Origin of the sequence: Limnofasciculus baicalensis BBK-W-15, from assembly GCF_024178385.1 — a bacterium.
GTDB lineage: Bacteria > Cyanobacteriota > Cyanobacteriia > Cyanobacteriales > Coleofasciculaceae > Limnofasciculus > Limnofasciculus baicalensis.
Genome location: NZ_JAMZMM010000554.1, coordinates 1 through 2,887 on the forward strand (window position 1 = coordinate 1; position 2,887 = coordinate 2,887).

At 46.3% G+C, this 2,887-nt stretch carries 1 protein-coding gene; it reads left to right on the forward strand.

All coding sequences use genetic code 11. The features are described from left to right. The first annotated feature begins 209 nt into the window (after window positions 1-209). Complete coding sequence (gene gyrA / locus NJ959_RS28015) at window positions 210-2,834, forward strand: DNA gyrase subunit A (RefSeq protein WP_254015045.1); 2,625 nt, start codon at window positions 210-212, stop codon at window positions 2,832-2,834. The last annotated feature ends 53 nt before the right edge of the window (window positions 2,835-2,887 follow it).

Consider the following 2,887-nt stretch of genomic DNA (forward strand, 5'->3'; position numbering starts at 1 on the left):
GTTTTAACTCAAAACGGACTTCGTCCCGCTGCGCTAACAAAACTCAAAACTATCCCCCCACTCCCCATCCCCTGAGATCGCGGTAATTGTGTTAAAATTTTAAAAGAAAGTAGCAATATTTGGCGAATATCTGGGTGAAAAGTGGCAGTTTAATCGACTTTTCGACTTTAGGGAGCCAAATTGAGAATTTTAATGGAGTTTTTCATTCTATGAGTTTATCCCAAGAGCGGATTGTCCCGACCAATTTGGGCAGTGAGATGTCTAGATGTTATCTAGAATATGCAATGAGCGTCATTGTGGGTCGGGCGCTACCAGATGCGAGGGATGGACTCAAGCCAGTACATCGGCGGATTCTCTATGCTATGCACGAATTGGGCATGAGTCCAGATCGTCCCTTCCGGAAATGCGCCCGTGTGGTGGGGGAAGTGCTAGGTAAATATCACCCTCACGGCGATACGGCAGTTTATGATGCTTTAGTCCGGATGGCGCAGGATTTCTCCATGCGATCGCCCCTGATTAACGGACATGGTAACTTTGGTTCGGTAGATAACGATCCACCTGCGGCAATGCGTTACACAGAATGCCGCTTGCAATCCTTTGCTACAGATTCTCTCCTGCGAGATATTGAATCGGAAACTGTAGACTTTATTGATAACTTTGATGGTTCCCAACAAGAGCCAACGGTTTTACCCTCCAGGATTCCTCAGTTACTCGTTAATGGCTCTTCCGGAATTGCCGTGGGGATGGCAACGAATATTCCACCCCATAACTTGGGTGAGTTAATTGATGGGTTGCTGGCACTAATTCAAAATCCAGAAATAACTGATATTGAGTTAATGCACTACATCCCAGGTCCTGATTTTCCCACCGGAGGGCAAATACTGGGAACATCTGGAATTAAAGAAGCATACACCACAGGACGCGGTTCAATTACAATGCGGGGTGTCGCCGAAATTGAAACCGTCGAACATCGCGGACGACCAGATAAAGACGCGATTATTATCACACAATTACCTTACCAAACCAATAAGGCGGCGCTGATTGAGAAAATCGCCGAAATGGTGAACGAGAAGCGCCTAGAAGGAATTTCCGATATTCGAGACGAAAGCGATCGCGACGGGATGCGGATTGTGATCGAACTCAAGCGAGATTCTTATCCCCGTGTCGTTCTCAATAACCTCTACAAACAAACCCCATTACAAAATAATTTCGGCGCTAATATGTTGGCGTTGGTGAATAACGAACCCCAACTCCTGACGATTAAGCAATTTCTCAGTGTATTCCTCGATTTCCGGATTGAAACTATTACCCGTCGAACGCAATACGAACTAAGAAAAGCTGAGGAAAGAGATCACTTACTCCAAGGGTTACTGATTGCCCTCGATAACTTGGATTCTGTCATTACTACTATTCGTGCAGCAGCAGATAGCACCACCGCCAAAGGACAGTTAATCGAAAGATTTGGTCTGAGTGAAGCCCAATCTGACGCAATTCTCCAAATGCAGTTGCGACGATTAACAGCATTAGAAGCCCAAAAGATTCAAGCCGAACACGAAGACTTACAAGTAAAAATTACCGATTTGCGCGATATCCTAGCCAAGAGAAGTCGGATTCTCGAAATTATTGAAACCGAAGTCGCTCAAATCAAAACCACCCACGCCACACCGCGACGGACAACAATTGAACAAATTGAAGGTGACATCGGAGATATCGATCTCATCGCTAATGAAAAAGTGGTGATTTTGCTGACAGAACAAGGCTATATTAAACGGATGCCTGTCAACTCCTTTACCTCACAAGCAAGGGCGACTCGCGGGAAAGCAGGAGCGCGGATTAAAGAAGATGATGGGGTTGAACATTTCTTCTCTTGTTGCGATCACGATAGCATCTTATTCTTTAGCGATCGCGGTGTCGTATACTGTTTGCGATCGTACCAAATTCCCACCTCCTCCCGCACAGCACGAGGTGTACCCATCGTTCAGATGTTACCCATTCCTCACGAGGAAAAAATTACCTCAATTGTGCCTGTTTCTGAATTTAGCGAAAATGAATATTTGGTGATGTTAACTCGTCAAGGTTACATCAAAAAAACTGCCCTAGCTGCTTTTAGTAATATCCGAGCAAATGGTTTAATTGCTATTTCTTTAGAAGAAGGAGATCAATTACGCTGGGTACGTCGCGCTAAACCAGAAGATAGTATTATTATCGCTTCTCGTCAGGGGATGGCGATTCACTTTAAGACAGATAACGACCAATTACGTCCCCTTGGTCGCGCTACGCGGGGGGTGAGGGCGATGAAACTTCGTGCTAATGATGAATTGATTAGCATGGATATTCTCTCAAGTCAAGTTATTGCTAACCTTGCCCCAGCAACTGAGGTGGAGTCGGAGGAAGAGACAACAGAAGATACCAACAGCGCTGAGGTAGTGGAAACTAACGACGCTGAGGTAGTGGAAACTAACGGCGCTGAGGTGGTAGAAACACCTGGTCCTTGGGTGTTAGTTGTGACAATGGGAGGTTATGGCAAACGAGTCCCCGTATCCCAATTCCGCTTACAAAATCGGGCGGGGATGGGTATCCTAGCCACCAAATTCCGCTTGCCGAAAGATAACTTAGCGGCGCTGCGGGTGGTGAATCAAGGGGAAGAATTGATGATTGTTACCAGTCGCGGGATTATTATTCGTCAGGCGATTGATGCCATTTCGCCTCAATCTCGGATGGCGACAGGGGTAAGAGTGCAACGATTAGATGAGGATGATGCGATCGCGGCTGTGGCGTTAGTACCATTATCTGGCTCAGAAAGCGATGAGGAGTTAGTTGAGGAGGATGTTTAGGGAATGGGGAACAGGGAATGGGGGAAGAGAGTTTTCAGTTTTCTCCCCTGCCC

Coding starts and splice junctions, on each gene's coding strand:
- gyrA (WP_254015045.1), top strand. CDS start 210: ATGAGTTTATCCCAAGAGCGGATTGTCCCGACCAATTTGGGCAGTGAG.